Source organism: Streptomyces sp. NPDC031466 (assembly GCF_055581265.1).
The window spans coordinates 66,997-88,079 of record NZ_JBVIJT010000016.1 but is presented as its reverse complement, the minus strand read 5'-3'; the positions used below and the strand labels follow the sequence as shown (position 1 = coordinate 88,079).

General features: G+C 71.8%; 15 protein-coding genes and 1 riboswitch. Of the genes, 9 read left to right on the top strand and 6 right to left on the bottom strand.

What is annotated here, in order from left to right; translation table 11 throughout:
• The first annotated feature begins 2 nt into the window (after positions 1–2).
• Both ACZ5GP_RS32310 and ACZ5GP_RS32305 read left to right on the top strand, forming a co-directional pair.
• On the top strand, positions 3–626 hold the full coding sequence (locus tag ACZ5GP_RS32310; RefSeq protein WP_468754288.1) for a DUF485 domain-containing protein: 624 nt from the start codon (positions 3–5) through the stop codon (positions 624–626).
• Entirely contained in the window at positions 623–2,215 is a 1,593-nt protein-coding gene (locus tag ACZ5GP_RS32305) for a solute symporter family protein (protein WP_468754223.1), read from the top strand. Before ACZ5GP_RS32310 ends, ACZ5GP_RS32305 begins: the two co-directional genes overlap by 4 nt.
• A gap of 32 nt (positions 2,216–2,247) precedes the next feature.
• Here the strand turns inward: ACZ5GP_RS32305 and ACZ5GP_RS32300 are convergent, their stop codons facing one another.
• The 4 genes from ACZ5GP_RS32300 to ACZ5GP_RS32285 form a co-directional block, all read right to left on the bottom strand.
• Complete coding sequence (locus ACZ5GP_RS32300) at positions 2,248–2,925, bottom strand: response regulator (protein WP_468754222.1); 678 nt, start codon at positions 2,923–2,925, stop codon at positions 2,248–2,250.
• On the bottom strand, positions 2,922–4,595 hold the full coding sequence (locus ACZ5GP_RS32295) for a sensor histidine kinase (protein ID WP_468754221.1): 1,674 nt from the start codon (positions 4,593–4,595) through the stop codon (positions 2,922–2,924). The genes ACZ5GP_RS32300 and ACZ5GP_RS32295 overlap by 4 nt, the downstream gene beginning before the upstream one ends.
• A 150-nt stretch (positions 4,596–4,745) precedes the next feature.
• Complete coding sequence (locus tag ACZ5GP_RS32290) at positions 4,746–5,666, bottom strand: sucrase ferredoxin (protein ID WP_468754220.1); 921 nt, start codon at positions 5,664–5,666, stop codon at positions 4,746–4,748.
• Between the two features lie 37 nt (positions 5,667–5,703).
• Positions 5,704–6,984: a citrate synthase family protein gene (locus tag ACZ5GP_RS32285; RefSeq protein WP_468754219.1), complete on the bottom strand. Its 1,281-nt coding sequence runs from the start codon at positions 6,982–6,984 to the stop codon at positions 5,704–5,706.
• 120 nt (positions 6,985–7,104) lie between these two features.
• On the opposite strand from ACZ5GP_RS32285, the gene ACZ5GP_RS32280 reads away from it, so the two are divergent.
• Together ACZ5GP_RS32280 and ACZ5GP_RS32275 are read left to right on the top strand one after the other, a co-directional pair.
• On the top strand, positions 7,105–8,280 hold the full coding sequence (locus tag ACZ5GP_RS32280) for a citrate synthase/methylcitrate synthase (RefSeq protein WP_468754218.1): 1,176 nt from the start codon (positions 7,105–7,107) through the stop codon (positions 8,278–8,280).
• A 385-nt stretch (positions 8,281–8,665) separates the two neighbouring features.
• Entirely contained in the window at positions 8,666–9,871 is a 1,206-nt protein-coding gene (locus ACZ5GP_RS32275) for a CobW family GTP-binding protein (protein WP_468754217.1), read from the top strand.
• Positions 9,872–9,917: 46 nt separating this feature from the next.
• Here ACZ5GP_RS32275 and ACZ5GP_RS32270 read toward each other — a convergent pair whose 3' ends face one another.
• Positions 9,918–12,371, bottom strand: a complete 2,454-nt coding sequence (locus ACZ5GP_RS32270) for a DNA gyrase/topoisomerase IV subunit A (RefSeq protein ID WP_468754216.1) — start codon at positions 12,369–12,371, stop codon at positions 9,918–9,920.
• Between the two features lie 225 nt (positions 12,372–12,596).
• Between ACZ5GP_RS32270 and ACZ5GP_RS32265 the strand changes: the two genes are divergently transcribed.
• The 4 genes from ACZ5GP_RS32265 to ACZ5GP_RS32250 all read left to right on the top strand — a co-directional run bounded on the left by ACZ5GP_RS32265 (position 12,597) and on the right by ACZ5GP_RS32250 (position 17,448).
• Positions 12,597–13,964, top strand: a complete 1,368-nt coding sequence (locus ACZ5GP_RS32265) for a M16 family metallopeptidase (RefSeq protein WP_468754215.1) — start codon at positions 12,597–12,599, stop codon at positions 13,962–13,964.
• On the top strand, positions 13,961–15,346 hold the full coding sequence (locus ACZ5GP_RS32260; RefSeq protein WP_468754214.1) for a M16 family metallopeptidase: 1,386 nt from the start codon (positions 13,961–13,963) through the stop codon (positions 15,344–15,346). The genes ACZ5GP_RS32265 and ACZ5GP_RS32260 overlap by 4 nt, the downstream gene beginning before the upstream one ends.
• A gap of 248 nt (positions 15,347–15,594) precedes the next feature.
• Positions 15,595–15,756: riboswitch (cyclic di-AMP (ydaO/yuaA leader) on the top strand.
• Positions 15,757–15,768: 12 nt separating this feature from the next.
• On the top strand, positions 15,769–16,572 hold the full coding sequence (locus tag ACZ5GP_RS32255; RefSeq protein WP_468754213.1) for a M23 family metallopeptidase: 804 nt from the start codon (positions 15,769–15,771) through the stop codon (positions 16,570–16,572).
• A gap of 189 nt (positions 16,573–16,761) precedes the next feature.
• A complete protein-coding gene (locus ACZ5GP_RS32250) occupies positions 16,762–17,448 on the top strand; it encodes a GntR family transcriptional regulator (RefSeq protein WP_468754212.1) in 687 nt (228 codons plus the stop codon).
• A gap of 212 nt (positions 17,449–17,660) precedes the next feature.
• On the opposite strand, the gene ACZ5GP_RS32245 is transcribed toward ACZ5GP_RS32250, so the two are convergent.
• The gene (locus ACZ5GP_RS32245; protein WP_358581480.1) at positions 17,661–17,942 is read right to left on the bottom strand and encodes an HPr family phosphocarrier protein; all 282 of its coding nucleotides are present in this window, start codon (positions 17,940–17,942) and stop codon (positions 17,661–17,663) included.
• Positions 17,943–18,078: 136 nt separating this feature from the next.
• Here ACZ5GP_RS32245 and ACZ5GP_RS32240 point away from each other — a divergent pair, with 136 nt between their 5' ends.
• The gene (locus ACZ5GP_RS32240; protein WP_468754211.1) at positions 18,079–21,036 is read left to right on the top strand and encodes a bifunctional acetate--CoA ligase family protein/GNAT family N-acetyltransferase; all 2,958 of its coding nucleotides are present in this window, start codon (positions 18,079–18,081) and stop codon (positions 21,034–21,036) included.
• The last annotated feature ends 47 nt before the right edge of the window (positions 21,037–21,083 follow it).

Here is a 21,083-nt window from a genome sequence, read left to right as displayed (position 1 = left end):
AGATGCGCGACGGGCCCGATGTCGAGCAGGGCCGGATCGTCCCGGACCGGCGCAGGGCCGGGGATCCGAGGGACCCCTGGCACGACTCGCTCGCCTCCGGGTGGAGCGAGCTGGACGGTACGGGCGCGTCGGCAGCCGTGGTGGCGCCGAGGAGCGCCGCCAGGCAGCGGAGTGCGAGCGAGAGCGCTGCCGACATCTACCTGGAGGTCCAACGCGGCGACGCCTTCCAGGAGGTGCGCAGCCGATATCGGAGGTTCGTCTTCCCGACGGTCGCCGTCTTCTTCACCTGGTACGTGGCGTACGTCGTGATCGCGACGGCGGCGCCCGGGCTGATGGCGCACCCCGTCGTGGGGGCGGTGAACGTGGGGCTGCTGGCCGGTCTCGGGCAGTTTGGTACGACGTTCCTGCTGACCTGGGCGTACGCCCGGCACGCACGGTTGCGCAGAGACCGTGCGGCGCTCGATCTGCGGTGGTCCGTCTTCGAGCAGAAGCGGGAGCAGAGCAGGGAGCGGGAGAAGGGCGGAGACCGGGAGCAGGACAGGGAGGACAGGGCGCGGGAGCAGGGCCGTGAGCTGGGGCGGCGGAGGGAGTGCGGTGTGGTGCCCGAGCAGGGAGGCGAGCGATGACCGGTGATCACCAGACACTCGCCCTGCTGCTGTTCGGTGCTTTCGTGGCCGTCACGCTGGGGATCACGACGTGGGCGAGCCGTGACAGGCACGGTACGGCCGAGGAGTTCTATGTGGGCGGGCGGCTCTTCTCCCCGATGGAGAACGGTTTCGCCATCGCCGGTGACTACATGTCGGCCGCCTCCTTCCTCGGCATCGCGGGGCTGATCGCGCTCTTCGGGTACGACGGGCTGCTCTACTCGGTCGGCTTCCTGGTCGCATGGCTCGTCGTGCTGTTCCTGGTGGCCGAACTGGTGCGCAACTGCGGCCGGTTCACGCTCGCGGACGTCGTCGCCTCACGGATGAGGGAGCGGCCGGTGCGGATCGCGGCGGGAACTTCCTCGGTGACCGTCTCCGTTCTCTACCTGGTGGCGCAGATGGTGGGGGCGGGCTCGCTGGTCGCGCTCCTGCTCGGCGGGACGAGCGGCGCGGCGCAGACCTGGACGGTGGTCGGCGTCGGCGCGCTCATGGTGGTCTACGTGTCGTTGGGAGGGATGCGGGCCACCACCTGGATCCAGATCGTGAAGGCGGTCCTGCTGATGGGCGGCACGGTCGCGCTGACCGTGCTCGTCCTGGTGCGCTTCCACGGCGACTTCGGCCAACTCCTGAGCGCCGCGGCCGAGCGCAGCGGACACGGTGAGCGGTTCCTGGCGCCCGGACTGAAGTACGGCGGTGACTGGACCGCGCGGCTCGACTTCATCAGCCTCGGGCTCGCGCTCGTGCTCGGCACCGCGGGGCTGCCGCACATCCTGTCGCGTTTCTACACCGTGCCGACCGCACGGGCCGCACGTCGGTCGGTCGTCTGGTCCATTGGCCTCATCGGCAGCTTCTACCTGATGACGATCGTGCTCGGCTTCGGGGCGGCCGCGATCGTGGGCCCGGAGGCGGTGCGCGGTTCGAACGCCGCGGGAAACACGGCGGTTCCGCTGCTCGCGCTCGACCTGGGCGGCGGCGAGGGCTCCACGGGCGGAACGGTCCTGTTCGCGATCGTCGCCGCCGTCGCCTTCGCCACGATCCTGGCCGTGGTCGCCGGGGTCACCCTCGCGTCCTCCGCGTCGGTCGCTCACGACCTGTACGCCTCCTTGCGGCGGCCCAGCGCCGAACCGTGCAGTGAGGTGACCGTCGCGCGCGTCGCCGCGGCGGGGATCGGCGTGGTCGCGATCGGGCTCGGGTTGCTGGCCCGCGACCTCAACGTCGCGTTCCTGGTCGGCCTCGCCTTCGCGGTCGCCGCGTCCGCCAACTTGCCCGTGCTGCTCTACTCGCTGTTCTGGCGGAACTTCACCACGCGCGGGGCGGTGTGGTCGGTGTACGGGGGGCTGCTGCCCGCGCTGGCGCTGGTGGTGCTCTCGCCGGTGGTCTCCGGAGGACCACATTCCCTCTTCCCGGGGGTGGACTTCCAGTACTTCCCGTTGGAGAACCCAGGGCTCGTCTCCATCCCGCTGGGCTTCCTCGCGGGCTGGTTCGGCACGGTGACCTCGCGTGAGCCCGCGGACGAGGCCAAGCACGCGGAGACGGAGGTGCGGTCACTGACCGGCGCGGGAGCGGCGTAACGAGACCCTTCGGGGCTGCCCTCACGGCCCTCCTAGGCGCCGGCCGACCACTCGTAACGGTGTTCCGGGCGGCCCGTGTCGCCGTACTTGAGGCTGAGCCTGACCCGGCCCGTGCGCTCCAGGAGTTTCAGATAGCGCTGCGCCGTTTGACGGCTCAGCCGGGTCCGGTCGGCCAACTCCTGCGCGGAGAGCGGGCCTTCCGCCGCCATCAGCGCCCGGCGCACCAGCTCCGCGGTGGTGGGGGAGTGGCCCTTGGGCAGCTCCGTCGCCGGGGTCGCGGAGAGCGCGCCGAAGATCCGGTCGACCTCGGCCTGCTCGGCCTCACCCCCGCCGTCCCAGGTGCGGCGCAGCGTCGCATACGCGTCCAGCTTGGCCCGAAGCCCCGCGTAGGAGAACGGCTTGACCAAGTACTGGAGCGCTCCGTGCCGCATCGCTGCCTGCACGGTGGCGACATCGCGGGCGGCGGTCACCATGATCACGTCGGTCTGATGCCCGCGCTCACGCAACGTACGTACGACCGACAGCCCCGTCCCGTCGGGCAGATAGTGGTCCAGCAGCACCAGATCGACGGGGACGGCTTCGACGAGCCGCAGCGCCTCGGTGGCGCCGTGGGCCTTGGCCACCACCCGGAAGCCGGGGATCTTCGCCACGTAAGCGGCGTTGACGTCCGCGACCCGGACATCGTCGTCCACGACGAGGACATCGATCACCGTGTCGTCTCCGTGCCCTCGAACAATGTTGATTCCTCCGTGGCTGCAAGAGCGGGTTCCGTGAGTGCTTCGGGCAGGACCACGGTGAACTCCGCGCCTCCCTCAGGGGCTTCATCGACCCGGGCGCTGCCGCCCTGCCGTTCGGCGAGTCTGCGCACCAGGGCGAGGCCGATTCCCCGTTTGCCGTGCGCCGGCGGCTCCTTGGTGGTCCAGCCCTCCGTGAAGATCGTCTCTCGCAGCTCGGCGGGCACTCCGGGGCCGGTGTCGCGCACCCGGAGGACGAGGGAGCGTCCTTCGGCGCGGGCGGCGACCTCCACGCGCGCGTGGCGGCTGCCCGCGCCCGAGGCTGCGTCGAGCGCGTTGTCCACGAGGTTCCCGACGATCGTGACGAGCCCGCCCGGGTCGATGAGCCGGTCGGGCAGTGCCGTGTCCCGGGGCACTGAGAGCGCGACCCCTCGTTCGGTGGCCACGGTCGCCTTGCCGACCAGCAGGGCCGCGAGCAGCGGATCGCCGATCTTCTCCGTGATCTGCTCGGCGGTCACGCGGTGGGCGCCGGCCACCTCGCCGACGAACTCGGCGGCCTCCTCGTACATCTCCAGTTCCAGCAGGCCGAGGAGGGTGTGCATGCGGTTGGCGTGTTCGTGGTCCTGGGCGCGCAGGGCGTCGATGAGGCCGCGGGTGGAGTCGAGTTCGCGGCCGAGCTGCTCCAGTTCCGTGCGGTCCCGCAAGGTGGCGACGGCTCCGCCGTCGTCGGTGGGCATGCGGTTGGCGATCAGAACGCGCTGGCCGCGCACGGTCAGCAGGTCGGTGCCGGTGACCCGTCCGGCGAGTACGTCCGTCGTACGCCCTGGGCCGAGTGCGTCGTCGAGCGGCCGGCCGAGGGCCTCGGCGCCGAGGCCCAGGAGGCGTTCCGCTTCGTCGTTTAGCAGCCGGATCCTGCCGCTCCGGTCCAGGGCGACGACCCCTTCGCGGATGCCGTGCAGCATCGCCTCGCGCTCCGCGAGCAGCGCGGAGATGTCGGAGAAGGCCAGGTCACGGGTCTGACGCTGCACCCTGCGCGAGATCACATACGCGGCGAGCGCGCCGACGGCGAGTGCCCCGCCCGCGTAGGCGAGCAGTCCGGGAATGGAGTGGATCAGACGGGCCCGCACGCTGTCGTACTCGATGCCGACGGACACCGCGCCGACGATGACGCCCTCCGCGTCGCGCAGCGGCACCTTCCCGCGGGCCGAGCGGCCCAGGGTGCCGTTGTCGATCTCCATGACGTCGTGGCCGGCGAGGGCGTCGCTCGGGTCGGTGGAGACGACCTCGCCGATCTGGGTCCGGTCGGGGTGGGACCAGCGCACCCCGTCCTTGTTCATGATCACGACGTACTCGGCGCCGCTGGCCCGGCGGATCCGGTCGGCCTCGCGTTGGACGGGCCCCGCGGCCGTGGGCCGCGAGGATTCCAGGTCCTGGGCGAGCCGCGGATGGGCGGCCGTCGTCTGGGCGATGGCCAGAGCGCGACGCATCGCCTGGTCGTCCAGCTGGTCGCTGAGAGGGGCGAGAAAGAGCCCAGTGGCCAGTACGGCGACCCCGGCGGCGATCGCCAGCTGCATCAGCAGTACCTGCGAGAACACGCGTCGCGGCAGACCGAGACGGAGGCGTCGCGCGGACGGGGTGGGGCTCATGCGTACGAACGGTACGGCCGGTGGCGGGTTACTCCGAAGCCACTGTGGCAGGGATCTCGTCAGCCACCGTGGTCCGGATCAGGCCAGTGTCTGGGCGACGGATCTCTGCGGGGCGGATCGCGACAGTCGCCGCGGGGTGAGTCCCCTGAGTCACGCCGGTGTGGGTTCCGTAAGGGGATGGACCGCCACCACGTCCATCCGTGCCGGGGTCTTGAGAGCCGCGCCGCAACTCTCCGGGCGGGGCGGTCGTGAGGGGCCCTGGGCCACGGTGACCTGCCACCGGCGTCCATCCATGTGCGCCACGGTCACTTCCCAGCGCGGGGCGGTGCCGTCGGTCCCGGCGACGGTCAGGGCCCCGGCGGCGTCCTCGCCCGTCGAGGTGCGTACGGCCAGTTCGGCGGCTTGTCCGGGCCGCTCCCAGGCGGAATTGCCCCGACAGCCCTCGGTGACCACACGGTCCGCGCGGACCGCTTCGAGGATCTCCTTGACGGCGGGTGCCCCGATCCGGCCGTACGCATAGCCGTGTGGCAGCACCAGCAGCGTGGGGGAGAAGCGGTGGCCACCCAGATGAGTGATCTCCCACACCCCCTCCTCACCGGTGGCGGCCAGCTCGGCGGCGAGGGGTCGGCCGAGCAGGGCACAGCAGCGGTCGCGCTTGCCGTTGGTGCAGACGAGGGCAAGAGGCGCGCCCGCGTACGCGGTGCCGAAGCCGCCGTGGTCCCCCGCGCCGAGAGCCGCGAAATCGAGGTCGAGCAGTTCCCTGGGATCCTCCGTCACCCGGGAGCGCAACCAGGTGCGGCCCGGGACGGTGTGCGCCACGTACACCTGCTGCCGCGTCGGCGTGTGGCAGTCCGCGTGGCGCCCGGGGCGGCGGATCAGGGCGATACGCACACCGGTGCCTTCGGCGGCCTTCTCCAGCGCGCGGCCGACCTCGGGGTCGAGGCGGCTGGACGTCAGCGCCTTGGCGCCCCAGGGCCCCGGCTGTTCCACCAGGAGCCACGTCCTGGCGGTGGCCGCGGTTCCCGCGAGGGGCTCGTCCAGTTCCCGCGAGGCGGTCGCGCACATACTCACGCAGGCGAGCCTAACCTGCGTCCTCCGCCGCAGTGGATCACGCCTCTTCGGAGAGGTCCGCCGACGAAGTAGAAGGCATCGGCTGGGGCGGGCGCACGCCGACGTACTGGCCGCTGGGCCGCATCCGCAGCGGCCGCTCGCCGTACTCCTCCAGGGCATGCGCGATCCAGCCCGCCGTACGGGCCACCGCGAAGATCGTCTCGCCTGCCTCCGCCGGCATCCCGGACGAGGCGGTCAGGACGGCCAGGGCGAGGTCGACATTGGCCCGCAGGTCCGTGTGGCGGGCAGTGGTGGCCACCACGTCGCGGGCCGCGGCGAGGGCGGGACCCGCCTTGGGCATCACCTCCAGGAGGCCGAACAGCGCCTGCGCGCGCGGGTCCTCGCCGGGGTAGAGACGGTGGCCGAGGCCCGGCACGCGGCGGCCCGCACGCAGTTCGTCGGCCACCACGGGCGTCGCACTGCCCCGGTCGAGCACGTCGAGGAGCATGCGGTGGGCGAGACCGCTGGCCGCGCCGTGCAACGGGCCCTCCAGGACGCCCAGCCCCGCCGACACCGCCGCGTAGGGGTGGGCTCGCGCCGAGGCGGCGACCCGCACGGCGAGCGTCGACGCGGCGAGGTCGTGGTCGACCAGCAGCGCGAGGGCCGTGTCCAGGGCGTGCAGGGCGGCCTCGTCGGGCCCGACGCCGCTCAGCCGGCCCCACAGCCGCCGGGCCAGCGGCCCTTCGTCCCGGTGGGTGGGCAGGATCGGCGGGAGCGCGGCGACGAGCGTGGGGATCAGCGTGCGCGCGGTACCGATGACCGCGCCTTCGGAGAGGTCGAAGCGGAGCGGGTCGGCGGCTCCGGCCGCGATGGCCGCCACGCGCAACCGATCCGCCGGTCCGCTGTGCTCGGGCAGCGCGCCGACCGCGCGACGGGCCGCCGAGACGGTGTCGGCGGGGGCGGTGAAGCGGACGCCGGGGTGCAGGACGCCGGTCCACAGCCACTCGGCGACTTCCTCGTAGGAGTGCGTCAGCGCGAGCTCGGCGGCGTCCACCCCTCGGAAGTAGTAGCGGTCGCTGTCGATGAGCGTGATGCGGGTGCGTACGGAGAGTTCGTCGCCCGTGGTCGAGGCGGCAGGGGCCCGTCTGTTCCTGCGGGCCAGCGCCTCGACCTCCCCGGCGTCGAACGTGCTGCCCCGTGAGCCCGGCCCGCGCCGGCTGCTGAGCTGGCCGCGACTCACGTACGCGTACACGGTCTCAGGCTTCACGCCGAGCAACTCGGCGGCTTCTCTGGTGCTCAGCCGCCGTCGGCCGTCCTGCGCGGTTCCTTGATCCGTCATGGGCGACACCGTATCCGTATCCCGACATCTGGATGTGTGCATTGATCTGATCAATATTGACAATGTCTCAGTCAAGCATGGACAGTCGAATCAAGTCCAGGGAGGAAGTCGAGGAACAACATGCCGATCAATGGCTCAGCCGCCACCCCCACCGCACCGGTCGAGGTCCCACGAGGACTCGCGGGTGTCGTCGTCACTGAGACGGAACTCGGGGACGTGAGGGGATACGAAGGCTTTTACCACTACCGCCAGTACTCGGCCGTCGAGCTCGCACAGAGCCGCAGCTTCGAGGACGTATGGCACCTGATGTTCCACGGGGAGCTGCCGGACGCCGGACAGGCCGCCGCCTTCGCCGCGCGGACCGCCTCGCTGCGCCATCTGCCCGAGGAGGTCCGCGCGGCACTGCCCGCCATCGCCCGCGCCAGTGCGCTGTCGGGGCCGCTCTCCGGGCTGCGCACCGCCCTCTCGCTCTTCGGGGCGTCCAAGGGCTTCCGCCCGGTGTACGACATCGGCGAGGACCGTCGCCGTGCCGACGCCCTGGCCGCGTCCGCCGTCGTGCCGACCCTGCTCACCGCGCTGTACCGGCTCGGCCAGGGCCTCGATCCCGTGGAGCCGCGGGACGACCTGTCGTACGCCGCCAATTACCTCTACATGCTCACCGGTTCGGAACCGGACGCCGACCGGGCGCGGGCCATCGAGCAGTACTTGATCTCAACCATTGACCATGGGTTCAACGCCTCGACGTTCACTGCGCGGGTCATCACGTCCACCGGCGCCGATGTGGCGGCCTGCCTGGTGGGGGCGGTCGGGGCGCTGTCGGGGCCGTTGCACGGAGGGGCACCGAGCCGGGCCCTGGACACCCTCGACGCGATCGGGACCCGTGACCGCATCGACGGATGGATCCGCGAGCGGGTCCTCGCGGGGGACCGCATCATGGGCTTCGGGCACCCCGTCTACCGCACCGAGGACCCCCGCTCCCGCATGCTGCGGGACATCGCACGGCAATTCGGCGGCGACATGGTGGAGTTCGCGATCGAGGTCGAGCGGCACGTCGAGGCGATCCTGGCGGAGCTGAAGCCGGGGCGCGAGTTGCACACGAACGTGGAGTTCTACGCCGGGGTCGTCATGGAGCTGTGCGGGTTGCCGCGCGAGATGTTCACCCCGACGTTCGCCTCGGCGCGAGTGGTGGGCTGGAGCGCCAACATCCTGGAGCAGGCGCGGGATTCAAAGATCATTCGGCCCGCGGCCCGCTATGTGGGCCCGCCCGCACCACAGCCGGTGCCGACGGCCGGCTGACGACGAGCGAACCGTAAGAGCTGCAAGCGACGCAAGCCCCGCAAGGACCTCTGAGGGCCCCCGGGAACGGGACAGCGGACCGGCGAGCGGTGGGCGGTGCGCTTGCCGTCTCCCCGGGCGCCGAGCGGCTCTGATCGGCGGGGAGGCGGAGAAGCGGCGCACAGAAGGGGGTATGGGCCGTGCGTCACGGCGCCATGCCTGACGTGTGCCCCGCGAGCGCCGCTGACAGTCGTTCACTTCGCGGCATGTCCCGGCAGGCCTATCCTGGGGCGATCGTCACTTTCCACACGGGGTCCGGCGAGGCTCGCATTCCGACGGGGGGGATCCGCCGAGGTCCGGTTTCCGCCCATCGGGTCGACCCGCCGCGATCCGTACGCACGCCGGTATGAGGGGCCCACGGTTGAACACGCAGCAGATCCCGGTCATCGTTCTCGCCGGATTCCTCGGTTCCGGCAAGACCACCCTGCTCAACCATCTGCTGCACCGCAGCGGTGGCAGCCGGATCGGGGCGATCGTCAATGACTTCGGTTCGATCGAGATCGACGCGATGGCGGTCGCGGGGCAGCTCGGCGACTCGACCGTCTCGCTCGGCAACGGCTGTCTGTGCTGTGCCGTGGACGCGAGCGAGCTGGACGAGTACCTGGAGCGGCTCGCCCGGCCCTCCGCCGGGATCGACGTCATCGTCATCGAGGCGAGCGGGCTCGCCGAGCCGCAGGAGCTGGTGAAGATGCTGCTCGCCAGCGAGAACCCCCGCATCGTGTACGGGGGGCTGGTCGAGGTCGTCGACGCCGCCGAGTTCGACGCCAACAGGCAGCGGCATCCCGAACTGGACCGGCACCTGGGCATCGCCGATCTCGTCGTGGTCAACAAGGCCGACCGGGTGCCCTCGGCGGAGCAGGAGCGCGTCCTGGGCGTCGTGCGCGACCTCGCCGGGCGGGCGGCCGTCGTCGCCGCCTCCTTCGGGCGGGTCGACGTGGAGCTGTTCTTCGACCGGGCGCCCGTGGGGGAGCGGGTCGGCCAACTCTCCTTCGACGATCTGCGGGACGACTTCGACGATCTGCCGGACGACGCCGCCGACCCCGAAGGCCACGCGGACTCCGGGGACGCCTGCGGGCAGCACCACGACCACCTGCACTCCGCCTACGAGAGCCTCGCCTTCACCTCCGAGGTGCCCCTGGGGCCGCGTCCCCTGATGGCCCTGCTCGACAGCAGGCCCGAAGGGCTCTACCGCATCAAGGGGTACGTCGATTTCGGCGCCGCCGACCCACGCAACCGCTACGAGGTGCACGCCGTCGGACGGTTCCTGCGCTTCTATCCGCAGCCGTGGGCTCCGGGCGAGCCGCGCCTGACCCAGCTGGTGCTCATCGGGTCGGGCATCGACGTACCGGCCCTGGAGAAGGAGCTGGGGGCCTGTCGTGCGTACGCCCCGCAGGCCGACGAGCAGGGCATGTGGGGCGTACTGCGCTACGTACAGGAACCGGACGCCGACCACCCGCATGCCGCGGACCCGGACACCGAGAGGCCCGCAGCCGAAGACCCGCGTGCCGCCGACCCGGACGCCGAGGATCTCGACGCCGGGCCCATGGACTGAACCCGCGGACCGGGTCCGTTGACTCGGCCCACGGACCGAGCCGCGGCTACACCGGCCCCGCGACCGCCGCCACCGGCTTCGCGAGCGAGACGCCCGAGCCGTCACGGCGCGGGTCCATCTCGGGCAGCTCGGCCGGCATGCCGTTGCGCTGGGCCGCGTGCGGTGGCGTCGGGCCCGCCCACGCGAAGCTCAGACAGTCCTCGCCCTTCAGGAAACGCTGGACGCGCACGCCGCCCGTGGCGCGGCCCTTGCGCGGGTACTGGTCGAACGGCGTCAGCTTGGCCGTCGTCTGCACCGAGTCGTCGAGGGTGCCGCGCGAGCCCGCCACCGTGAAGACGACCGCTTCCGCCGCCGGGTCCACCGCGGTGAAGGAGATGACCTTCGCGCCCGCCGCGAGCTTGATGCCCGTCATGCCCCCCGCGGGACGGCCCTGCGGACGCACCTGGGAGGCCTGGTAGCGCAGCAGCTGGGCGTCGTCCGTGATGAAGACCAGGTCCTCCTCGCCGGTGCGCAGCTCGGCCGCGCCGACGATCCGGTCACCGTCCTTGAGGGTGATGACCTCCAGCTCCTCCTTGTTGGACGGATAGTCGGGCACCACGCGCTTGACCACGCCCTGCGCGGTGCCGAGCGCGAGCCCCGGCGACGACTCGTCGAGCGTCATCAGGCAGATCAGCTTCTCGTCCCCGCTCAGGGGCAGCAGCTCCGAGACGGGCGCCCCACCGGAGAGATTGGGCGCGCCCATCGTCTCCGGCAGCTGCGGCAGGTCCACCACGGACAGGCGCAGCAGCCTTCCGTGGGACGTGACGGCACCCACCTCGCCGCGCGCCGTGGCCGGCACCGCCGAGACGATCGCGTCGTGCTTGACGCGCTTGGTCTCACCGTCCGAGAACGGCTCGCCGTTGGCCGTGCGGGCCAGCAGGCCCGTCGAGGACAGGAGCACGCGGCACGGGTCGTCCGCCACCTGGAGCGAGACCGTCGCGGCCGGGGAGCCCGCCGACTCCAGGAGGACCGTCCGCCGGTCGGTGCCGAACTTCTTGGCGACGGCGGCCAGTTCCGAGGAGACCAGCTTGCGCAGCTCGGCGTCCGACTCCAGGATGCCGGTCAGCTCGTCGATCTCGCCGTTGAGCTTGTCGCGCTCGGACTCCAGCTCGATGCGGTCGTACTTGGTCAGCCGGCGCAGCGGCGTGTCCAGGATGTACTGCGTCTGGATGTCGCTCAGGGAGAAGTGCTCGATCAGCCGCTCCTTGGCCTGCGCGGAGTTGTCGCTGGAGCGGATGAGGCGGATGACCTCGTCGATGTCGAGGAGGGCGACCAAAAGGCCCTCGACCAGGTGCAGGCGGTCGCGCTTCTTGCCGCGGCGGAACTCGCTGCGGCGGCGCACCACGTCGAACCGGTGGTCGAGATAGACCTCGAGGAGTTCCTTGAGGCCGAGGGTGAGCGGCTGGCCGTCCACCAGCGCGACGTTGTTGATGCCGAAGGACTCCTCCATCGGCGTCAGCTTGTACAGCTGCTCGAGGACGGCCTCCGGGACGAAGCCGTTCTTGATCTCGATGACCAGGCGGAGGCCGTGCGAGCGGTCGGTGAGGTCCTTGACGTCGGCGATGCCCTGGAGCTTCTTGGCGCCGACCAGGTCCTTGATCTTGGAGATGACCTTCTCGGGGCCCACGGAGAAGGGTAGTTCGGTGACGACGAGGCCCTTGCGGCGCGCCGTCACGTTCTCCACGGCGACCGTGGCGCGGATCTTGAAGGAGCCGCGGCCCGAGGCGTAGGCGTCCTTGATGCCCGTCAGGCCGACGATCTTGCCGCCCGTGGGCAGGTCGGGACCCGGCACGAACTTCATCAGCGTCTCGAGGTCGGCCCCCGGGTGCTTGATCAGGTGCCGGGCCGCGGCGATGACCTCGCCGAGGTTGTGCGGCGGCATGTTCGTCGCCATGCCGACCGCGATGCCCGACGCGCCGTTGACCAGGAGGTTCGGATAGGCCGCCGGGAGGGCGGTGGGCTCCATTTCCTGGCCGTCGTAGTTCGGCTCGAAGTCGACGGTGTTCTCGTCGATCGACTCCGTCATCAGGGAGGTGGCGTCGGCCATCTTGCACTCGGTGTACCGCATGGCGGCCGGCGGGTCGTCGTTGCCGAGCGAGCCGAAGTTGCCGTGGCCGTCCACCAGCGGGAGGCGCATGGAGAAGGGCTGGGCCATGCGCACCAGCGCGTCATAGATCGACGCGTCGCCGTGCGGGTGCAACTTACCCATGACCTCGCCGACCACGCGGGCGCACTTCACATAGCCGCGGTCGGGGCGCAGACCCATCTCGTTCATCTGGTAGACGATCCTGCGGTGCACCGGCTTCATGCCGTCGCGGGCGTCCGGCAGGGCCCGGGAGTAGATGACCGAATACGCGTACTCGAGGAAGGAGCCCTGCATCTCGTCGACGACGTCGATGTCGAGGATCCTCTCCTCGAACGAGTCGTCGGGCGGCGGGGTCTTCGTGCTGCGGCGGGCCATCGCTGCTGCGGCTCCTTCACCAACAAGTGCGGGTTCTGACGCCGACCATTGTGGACCGTCCCACTGACAACGCCGACCACGACCCGTGCGGCGGCGACGTCACGGCCGGGACTACGCCCTGAGCGGACCGGGAACTTCGTCAGGTGTCAGCACGCTTGCATACAGTGGCAGGACTGGCAGCAACGGTTCTGATCCAGCGAAGATCCAGCGATCGAAGGGACGTACATGCCCATGGGTCACACGGCCACAGCCGAGGCCGGCTCCGGCGGCCTGACAGCGACCGAGCACCGGCTGGCCAACGGCCTGCGCGTGGTGCTCTCCGAGGACCACCTGACCCCGGTCGCCGCCGTCTGCCTCTGGTACGACGTCGGCTCCCGCCACGAGGTCAAGGGGCGTACCGGCCTGGCTCACCTCTTCGAGCACCTGATGTTCCAGGGCTCGGAGCAGGTGCCGGGGAACGGACACTTCGAGCTGGTCCAGGGAGCGGGCGGCTCGCTCAACGGCACGACGAGCTTCGAGCGCACCAACTACTTCGAGACGATGCCCGCCCACCAGCTGGAGCTGGCCCTGTGGCTCGAGGCCGACCGGATGGGCTCGCTGCTCTCCGCGCTCGACGAGGAGTCCATGGAGAACCAGCGCGACGTCGTCAAGAACGAGCGCCGGCAGCGCTACGACAACGTCCCGTACGGCACGGCCTTCGAGAAGCTGACCGCCCTCTCCTACCCGGAGGGCCACCCCTACCACCACACGCCGATCGGCTCCATGGCCGACCTCGACGCGGCCACGCTGGAGGACGCGCGCGCGTTCTTCCGTACGTACTACGCGCCCAACAACGCGGTCCTCTCGGTCGTCGGCGACATCGACCCCGAGCAGACCCTCGCCTGGATCGAGAAGTACTTCGGGTCGATCCCCTCGCACGACGGCAAGCAGCCGCCGCGCGACGGCTCCCTGCCCGAGCGCATCGGGCAGGAGCTGCGCGAGGTCGTCGAGGAGGACGTCCCGGCCCGCGCCCTGATGGCCGCCTACCGCCTGCCGGAGGACGGCACGCGCGCGTGCGACGCCGCCGACCTGGCGCTGACCGTCCTCGGCAGCGGCGAGTCCTCCCGGCTCTACAACCGGCTCGTGCGCCGTGACCGCACCGCCGTCGCCGCGGGCTTCGGGCTGCTGCGCCTGGCCGGCGCCCCCTCGCTCGGCTGGCTGGACGTGAAGACCTCCGGCGATGTCGAGGTCCCGGTCATCGAGGCCGCCGTCGACGAGGAGCTGGCCCGCTTCGCCGCGGAGGGCCCCACCCCGGAGGAGATGGAGCGCGCCCAGGCACAGCTGGAGCGCGAGTGGCTCGACCGGCTCGGCACGGTCGCCGGCCGCGCGGACGAACTGTGCCGGTACGCGGTCCTGTTCGGCGACCCGCAGCTCGCCCTCACCGCCGTCCAGCGCGTCCTCGACGTCACCGCCGAGGAGGTCCAGGAGGTCGCCAAGGCCCGCCTGCGCCCCGACAACCGCGCGGTGCTCGTCTACGAACCCGTGGCCACCGCGGACGGGACAGCCGAGGACGCCGTGGAAGAGGACGCCGAAGAAGAGGAGGCGGCGAAGTGAGCGAGGCCGCGACGATGCAGTTCCACCCGCAGCCCCAGGCCGGCACGGCCAAGCCGTGGGCCTTTCCCGCCCCCGAGCGAGGCGCCCTGCCCAACGGCCTCACGGTGCTGCGCTGCGACCGCCCGGGCCAGCAGGTCGTCGCCGTGGAGGTGCACCTGGAGGCGCCCCTGGACGCCGAGCCCGAGGGTCTCGACGGCGTCGCCACGATCATGGCGAGGGCCTTCAACGAAGGCACCGACAAGCACTCCGCCGAGGAGTTCGCCGCCGAGCTCGACCGCTGCGGTGCCACGATGGACGCGCACGCCGACCACCCCGGCGTCCGGGTCTCCCTCGAAGTCCCGGTCTCCCGCCTCCCGAAGGCGCTCGGCCTGCTCTCCGACGCCCTGCGCGCCCCCGCCTTCGCGGACAGCGAGATCGAGCGCCTCGTGCGCAACCGCCTGGACGAGATCCCGCACGAGGCCGCCAACCCGGCGCGCCGCGCCGCCAAGGAACTCTCCCGGCAGCTCTTCCCGGCCGGCACGCGCATGTCCCGGCCCCGCCAGGGGACCGAGGAGACGGTCACCGCCATCGACTCGGCGGCCGTACGCGCCTTCTACGAGAAGCACGTCCGCCCCGCGACGGCCACCCTGGTGATCGTCGGTGACCTCACGGGCACCGACCTGGACGCCGTCCTCGCGGACACCGTCGGCACCTGGACGGGCGGCACGGCCGAGCCCCGCCCGAGCCTGCCGATCACCGCCGACGACACGGGCCGCGTCGTCATCGTGGACCGCCCCGGAGCCGTCCAGACGCAGCTCCTGATCGGCCGCATCGGCCCGGACCGGCACGACCGGATCTGGCCGGCCCAGGTCCTCGGCACGTACTGCCTCGGCGGCACCCTCACCTCCCGGCTGGACCGCGTCCTGCGCGAGGAGAAGGGCTACACCTACGGAGTGCGGGCGTTCAGCCAGGTCCTGCGGTCCGCTCCGGACGGCTCGGGCGCCGCGATGCTCGCCATCAGCGGATCGGTCGACACCGCCTCCACCGGCCCCGCGCTGGACGACCTGTGGAAGGTCCTGCGCACGCTCGCCGCGGAGGGCCTGACGGACGCGGAGCGCGACGTGGCGGTGCAGAACCTCGTGGGCGTGGCCCCGCTCAAGTACGAGATGGCCGCCTCCGTCGCCGCGACGCTCGCCGACCAGGTCGAGCAGAACCTGCCGGACGACTTCCAGGCACAGCTGTACCGGCAGTTGGCCGCCACCGGCACCGTGGAGGCCACCGCGGCCGTCGTGAGCGCCTTCCCGGAGGACCACCTGGTGACCATCCTCGTCGGTGACGCCGCGCAGATCGAGGAGCCCGTCAGGGCGCTCGGCATCGGCGAGGTGAGCGTGGTCAGCGGCTGAACCAGAGGCTGCGGCCGACCAGAGGCCGCGCTCGATCCAGAGGCGGCGGCTGAGCGAGAGTCAGCGCGTTTCGAGGCCCCGGTGACCGGTTCGGTCGCCGGGGCCTCATATGTCCGAGTTTGTATGGCGGTTGCCCGTCTGCCGTGTGGCGTGCGCAACAAAAGTGTCGATCCGTTTGTCGATTGAAAGAGGGGGCGCTTAGCTTCGATCCGGCTGTCCGTCACACACCACGTCGCATCCGCGGCACCGGACAGTCATCGCCGAGTCCCCGTACGGTGCGAGCCAGGGGAGCCGGGGACCCACAGTCCCTTGGGGTGAATCGGGCACCTTGCCGTCAGGTGAGGGGCTCGTAGGAGACCTTCCTGCTCCGAACCCGTCAGCTAACCCGGTAGGCGAGAAGGAAGGAAAGGATCAGCCGCTTCATGGCGTTCACCCGTGCCACCGGGAAGCACCGTCGTCCCAGCCGCCTCACCCGCACGACCGCGAACGTCGCGGGCGTCGCCGCGCTGACCACCACCGGGGTCATCGGAGGCATGGCCGCTCCGGCGCTCGCCGCCGTCGACGAAGGGGCCGTGGAGCACACCGGCCTCACCCAGGCGATCTCCGTGGGCGGCTCGCTCGCCGAGACCATCGACGCCCAGGCCGCCGCGCAGCGCCAGGCGGCCGAGGACGCCGCCGCCGCCAAGCTGGCCGAAGCGGCCGCCAAGAAGAAGGCCGCCGAGGACAAGCGCAAGGCCGAGGCCGAGGCCAAGGTGAAGGCCAAGAAGGAGCGCGAGGCCAAGGAGCGCGCCGCCCGCGCGGCCGAGCGCAAGCGCCTGAACGCCTACGTCTCCCCGATCTCCGGCTCGTACGTCTCCACGGGCTACCAGACCGGCGGCGCCATGTGGTCCTCCGGCAGCCACACCGGCGTCGACTTCCACGCCGCTTCCGGCACCCCGGTCCACGCGGTCGGCGCGGGCACCGTCGTCGAGGCCGGCTGGGGCGGCGCGTACGGCAACAACGTCGTCATCAAGATGAACGACGGCACGTACACCCAGTACGGCCACATGTCCTCGCTCGGCGTCACCGTCGGTCAGACGGTCACCCCGGGCCAGCAGATAGGCCTCTCGGGCTCCACCGGCAACTCCAGTGGCCCGCACCTCCACTTCGAGGCCCGCACCGGCCCCGAGTACGGCTCGGACATCGACCCCGTGGCGTACCTGCGCTCGCACGGCGTCAACGTCTGACCTCTCAGCACACCGAAGACCCCGGCTCTCCCGAGCCGGGGTCTTCGCGGTTTTCCGGCCCTTCCGCGCTTGGCCAAAAGATATCCATGGATTGCGGCCCGCCGTCGGTAATTCCGGCACTCTGCAATAGAGTTGCCGAACGAGCGTCGGTCGACCGCGTTTCGCGGGGATTAAGGCGGAGGTCCGGTCATGCGTATTCCCGCGCATTCGGTGTGCACGGCCATCCGGGACGACATCGTCTCCGGTGTCCACGAAAGGGGCGGCCGGCTCACCGAGGAGCTTCTGGCCCGCCGCTACGGCGTCTCGCGCGTTCCGGTGCGCGAGGCCCTGCGCACCCTGGAGGCCGAGGGGTTCGTCGTCACGCGCCGACACGCGGGCGCCTGCGTCGCCGAGCCCACGGAGCAGGAGGCGGCCGACCTCCTGGAGCTGCGCATGCTGCTCGAACCGCTCGCGGCCGCCCGCGCGGCCCGGCGCCGCACCGACGCGCACCTCAAGGTCCTGCGCGGCCTCGTCCGGCTCGGCCAGGAGCGCGCGCGGCGGGGGCAGGGGGAGGATCTGCGGTCACTGGGCGGCTGGTTCCACGAGACGCTCGCCCAGGCCTCCGTCAGTCCCGGCCTCATCGCGCTGCTCGCCCAGCTCCGGCACAAGATCGCCTGGATGTACGTCGTGGAGCCGTCAGCGGCGCCGTTCGACGCGTGGGCGCAGCGCGCGGCGATCGTCGACGCGGTGGGCCGCGGGGACGGGGAGCGGGCCAGGGCGCTCACCTGCGACCAGATGGAGCGGACCGCGGGCGCGCACCGATTGCGCCATACAGCGAGCGCGGGCCGTGTGAGGGATCCGCAACATCCCGTCAACACGGTGAGCCTTAGGAATTAACGCGCGTGCCGTATACAAGTCACAGGGCGGCGTTATTCGAGAGAATTCATTCTGCGTGAATTTCGGAACGCGCCGGAGCGCGCGGTAACGCGCCGGATCGCACCGACTCGCGCCGGATTTCCTCTGAGTTGCCCTGGATAAAGCGAAGAGCCCACCCCGTGTTCCGGAGTGGACCCTTCAAAAGTGCTGCGCGATCGAACGCGCTGGGTGGCTCAGACCGTCTCCGGAAGCTCCTCGAGGCCCTCCGCGACCAGCTTCGCCAGACGGTCCAGGGCGGCGTCCGCACCCTCGGCGTCGGAGGCGAGGACGATCTCCTCGCCGCCCTGGGCGCCGAGGCCGAGCACCGCGAGCATCGAGCCGGCGTTGACCGGGTTGCCGTCGGCCTTGGCGATCGTCACGGGGACGCCGGCGGCCGTGGCCGCGCGGACGAAGATGGAGGCGGGTCGGGCGTGAAGGCCCTCGGCCCAGCCGACGTTGACGCGGCGCTCAGCCATGTGTTGCTGCCCTTCCAGGTGTCTCACACTTGTCTAGACCATTGTCGCATGCCGTGGCGGGTGCTCCGTCGGCCGAACGCCGGTCCTCCTCGACCGTACCCGGACCGCATGCCCCCGCGACCCGTACGCTGGCCCCATGCAGACCCCGTCGGATCAGCAGGATCGGCATCGGCAGGACCGGCACGACTACCCGTCGCACTGGGAAGCCGACGTGGTGCTGCGCGACGGGGGCACCGCGCGGATCAGGCCCATCACGGTCGAGGACGCGGACCGCCTGGTCAGCTTCTACGAACAGGTGTCCGACGAGTCGAAGTACTACCGCTTCTTCGCGCCCTACCCCCGGCTGTCCGCCAAGGACGTGCGCCGCTTCACCCACCACGACCAGGTGGACCGGGTGGGACTCGCGGCCACGGTGGGCGGCGAATTCATCGCGACGGTGCGCTACGACCGCATCGACGAGCGTGGCATGGCCGCCAGCGCGCCGGCCGACGAGGCCGAGGTCGCCTTCCTCGTGCAGGACGCCCACCAGGGCCGTGGCGTGGCCTCCACGCTCCTCGAACACATCGCGGCGGTCGCGCGGGAGCGGGGCATCCGCCGGTTCGCCGCCGAGGTGCTGCCCGCCAACACCAAGATGATCAAAGTCTTCACGGACGCCGGCTACCGGCAAAAGCGCAGCTTCGAGGACGGTGTCGTCCGCCTGGAGTTCGACCTGGAGCCGACCGACCGCTCCCTGGCCGTGCAGCGCGCCCGCGAACAGCGCGCCGAGGGACGCTCGGTGCAGCGGCTGCTGACGCCGGGCTCGGTCGCGGTGATCGGCGTGGGCCGCACCCCGGGCGGCGTCGGCCGCAGCGTGCTGCGCAACCTCCAGGAGGGCGGGTTCACCGGGCGCCTGTACGCGGTGAACAGCGCCTTCGACGAGGGTGCGGAGATCGACGGCGTCCCCGCGCACCGCTCCGTGACGGCCATCGAGGAGTCCGTGGACCTCGCGGTGATCGCCGTGCCCGCCGAGAAGGTGGCCCACGTCGTCGCCGACTGCGGCGAGCACGGCGTACGCGGCCTGGTGGTGCTCTCCGCCGGGTACGGCGAGAGCGGCCCCGAAGGGCGTGCGCGCCAGCGGGAACTGGTGCGCCAGGCGCGCTCGTACGGCATGCGCATCATCGGCCCCAACGCCTTCGGCGTGATCAACACCTCGCCCCGCACGCGGCTCAACGCTTCGCTCGCCCCCGAGCCTCCCGCGCGCGGGCGCATCGGTCTGTTCACCCAGTCCGGCGCCATCGGCATCGCGCTGCTGTCCGGGCTGCACCGGCGGGGCGCGGGCCTGTCCACGTTCGTCGGCTCCGGCAACCGCGCCGACGTGTCCGGCAATGACCTCCTCCAGTACTGGTACGAGGACCCCGACACCGACGTCGCGCTGATGTACCTGGAGACCATCGGCAACCCGCGCAAGTTCACCCGCCTCGCGCGCCGGGCCGCGACCGCGAAGCCGCTCGTCGTCGTCCAGGGCGCCCGGCACAGCGGGATCGCGCCCACCGGGCACGCGGTACAGGCCACGCGCCTCCCGCACGCCACCGTGTCCGCCCTACTGCGCCAGGCGGGCGTCATCCGTGTGGACACCGTCACCGAGATGGTCGACGCGGGGCTGCTGCTCGCCCAGCAGCCGCTGCCGGCCGGTCCCCGGGTCGGCATCCTCGGCAACTCCGAGTCGCTGGGGCTCCTCACGTACGACGCGTGCGTCGCCGACGGGCTGCGACCCCTGCCGCCGCGCGACCTCACGACCGGTGCCGCGCCGGCCGACTTCCGCACCGCGCTCGCCGAGGCGCTGTCGGACGAGGGCTGCGACGCGGTCATCGTCAACGCGATCCCCTGGGTGCGCGAGGACGGGGCGGCCGCCGACCCGGAGACGCTGGCCACGGAACTGCGCGCGGCGGCCGCGGGGTGCCCCGCGAAGCCGGTCGCCGTCGTCCACGTGGAGCTGGGCGGCCTCGCCGAAGCGCTGTCCGCCGCCACCAGCACCGGGCCCGACGCCCCGCCGAAACCGCCGGCGGACGCCACGAACGCCCCGCGACGCCCGCCCACGGCGGCAGCCGGACCGGAGGCCCCCGCGGCCACCACGCAGACCGCAGGAGCCACGACGCAGGCTCCCGCAGCCACCGCGCAGGCCCCAGGAGTCACCGCGCAGGCCCCCGCGTCCATGGTGGAGGCCACCGCCCCCGCCGCCGACCAGTACCGCATCCCGGCCTACCCCGCCGCCGAGCGAGCCGTCCGCGCCCTCGCCGAAGCCGTCAAGTACGCGCAGTGGCGCCGCGAGGCCGCCGAACCCGGCAAGGTGCACGAGTACGACGACATCGACGAGAGCGGCGCCGCCGACCGCATCGCGGCGCTGCTGGCCAAGGACGACGACCCCCGCGGCGCCACCCTCGCCCAGGCCGACGCCCACGAACTGCTCAGGCACTACGGCATCCGCGTACGGCGCGCGCTGCCCGCCCCCGACCCGGACGCGGCCGCGCACGCCGCGCGCACCCTCGGCTACCCCGTGGCCCTGAAGACCACGGCCCCGCACCTGCGCCACCGCGCAGACCTCGGCGGAGTGCGGCTCGACCTCACCGACGAGGACCAATTGCGCCGGTCCTACCAGGAGTTGACCGACGCCTTCGGCAAGCCCGCCGAGCTGCGTCCCGTGGTCCAGGGGATGGCGCCGCGCGGAGTCGACACCGTCGTACGCGCCGTCATCGACCCGGCCGCCGGGGCCGTGCTCTCCTTCGGGCTCGCGGGAGCCGCCTCCGAGCTGCTCGGCGACACCGCCCACCGCCTCATCCCGGTCACCGACCGGGAGGCGGCCTCCCTGATCAGATCCATTCGGACCGCCCCCCTCCTCTTCGGCTGGCGCGGCTCGGCCCCGGTGGACACCCCGGCCCTCGAAGAGCTGCTCCAGCGGGTCTCCCGGCTCGTCGACGACCACCCCGAGGTGGTCGGCGTCACGCTGGAGCCCGTGGTCGTCGCCCAGCGCGGCCTGTCCGTCCTCGGCGCCTCCGTCAGGCTCGCGCCGCCGCCCGCCCGCGACGATCTCGGCCCGCGTACGCTCCCCGGGTACTGAAGGGCGTACGCCCCGGGCACGAGCGCGCCATGGGGGCACCGTGCGCC

Excerpts from the sequence above, each read along its gene's own strand:
- ACZ5GP_RS32310 (WP_468754288.1), top strand. The coding sequence starts at position 3 with ATGCGCGACGGGCCCGATGTCGAGCAGGGCCGGATCGTCCCGGACCGG.
- ACZ5GP_RS32305 (WP_468754223.1), top strand. The coding sequence starts at position 623 with ATGACCGGTGATCACCAGACACTCGCCCTGCTGCTGTTCGGTGCTTTC.
- ACZ5GP_RS32295 (WP_468754221.1), bottom strand. The coding sequence starts at position 4,595 with ATGAGCCCCACCCCGTCCGCGCGACGCCTCCGTCTCGGTCTGCCGCGA.
- ACZ5GP_RS32285 (WP_468754219.1), bottom strand. The coding sequence starts at position 6,984 with ATGACGGATCAAGGAACCGCGCAGGACGGCCGACGGCGGCTGAGCACC.
- ACZ5GP_RS32280 (WP_468754218.1), top strand. The coding sequence starts at position 7,105 with ATGCCGATCAATGGCTCAGCCGCCACCCCCACCGCACCGGTCGAGGTC.
- ACZ5GP_RS32275 (WP_468754217.1), top strand. The coding sequence starts at position 8,666 with ATGAGGGGCCCACGGTTGAACACGCAGCAGATCCCGGTCATCGTTCTC.
- ACZ5GP_RS32270 (WP_468754216.1), bottom strand. The coding sequence starts at position 12,371 with ATGGCCCGCCGCAGCACGAAGACCCCGCCGCCCGACGACTCGTTCGAG.
- ACZ5GP_RS32265 (WP_468754215.1), top strand. The coding sequence starts at position 12,597 with ATGCCCATGGGTCACACGGCCACAGCCGAGGCCGGCTCCGGCGGCCTG.
- ACZ5GP_RS32255 (WP_468754213.1), top strand. The coding sequence starts at position 15,769 with ATGGCGTTCACCCGTGCCACCGGGAAGCACCGTCGTCCCAGCCGCCTC.
- ACZ5GP_RS32250 (WP_468754212.1), top strand. The coding sequence starts at position 16,762 with ATGCGTATTCCCGCGCATTCGGTGTGCACGGCCATCCGGGACGACATC.
- ACZ5GP_RS32245 (WP_358581480.1), bottom strand. The coding sequence starts at position 17,942 with ATGGCTGAGCGCCGCGTCAACGTCGGCTGGGCCGAGGGCCTTCACGCC.
- ACZ5GP_RS32240 (WP_468754211.1), top strand. The coding sequence starts at position 18,079 with ATGCAGACCCCGTCGGATCAGCAGGATCGGCATCGGCAGGACCGGCAC.